Source organism: Pseudoalteromonas sp. MIP2626 (assembly GCF_013414205.1).
Taxonomy (GTDB): domain Bacteria; phylum Pseudomonadota; class Gammaproteobacteria; order Enterobacterales; family Alteromonadaceae; genus Pseudoalteromonas; species Pseudoalteromonas nigrifaciens.
On record NZ_JAATTW010000124.1, the window covers coordinates 1 to 803 of the forward strand.

At 49.2% G+C, this 803-nt stretch carries 1 protein-coding gene; it reads right to left on the reverse strand.

Features of this window, described 5'->3' with window-relative positions; all coding sequences use genetic code 11:
• Nucleotides 1–136: 136 nt before the first annotated feature.
• Nucleotides 137–355, reverse strand: a complete 219-nt coding sequence (locus HC000_RS18315) for a hypothetical protein (RefSeq protein ID WP_179808391.1) — start codon at nt 353–355, stop codon at nt 137–139.
• Nucleotides 356–803: the final 448 nt, after the last annotated feature.

Genomic DNA, 803 nt, shown 5'->3' on the forward strand with positions numbered 1-803 from the left:
GATCAACAGAAGCATATTCCATGTATTAATGAGATAGGTAAATACATTAATTAATGGAACGGAGTAACTATAAGCCGGTCAAGAACGGACGCAAAACAGTAGGCTGCGCTCGTTCCTCGCTATTTTAGCCTACTATTTATGCGCCGCTTACCGGGGCGTTATGTGAATCCACCTTGGAAACAGGAATCAGGGAAATGACATTAGAAGAATACAGAAGCGACTTCAATGCTGCGGCGAAGGGTTCGGCGTCGATGCCGATCGCGGGTGCATGCGTCTGGCTTGCAATAGCGATAATCTCGACGCAGTTTGACGAGCGCACAGGGGTTCTCATCCTGCTGTTCGGCTCAGGAGCCATATTCCCTCTTGCGCTCGCAATAGCTCGGGTTAGGGGTGAGGCGCTCATATCCTCTGATAACCCATTGGCGAAGCTAATGGGCCTTTGCGTACTGATGGTGAACCTGCTTTGGGCGGTTCATATACCTCTCTTTCTCTATGCTCCCACGTTCGTCCCGTTAAGTTTGGGCGTGGGCCTTGGCCTGCATTGGGTAGTCTGGTCGTGGATAGTTCAACATCCATTAGGTATTGTCCACGCGGTTTTGCGAACTATTCTCGTGGCAGTAGCATGGTTTACATTCCCTGAGAACCGTCTGCTTGCCATAGGTTTGGTCATCGTTTTCGTATATGGAATCAGCATCTGGCAAATGTTGACTCGGTCTTATACTACACATAACAACACGCCCTGAGGTGGACAGCAAGCACTAAAGCTCACTTTCCACCGCAAATTTTAACAGCGGTGATCCCTT

Bases quoted from the DNA above. Each gene is read 5' to 3' on its own strand.
- HC000_RS18315 (WP_179808391.1), bottom strand. From the start codon at position 355: ATGGCTCCTGAGCCGAACAGCAGGATGAGAACCCCTGTGCGCTCGTCA.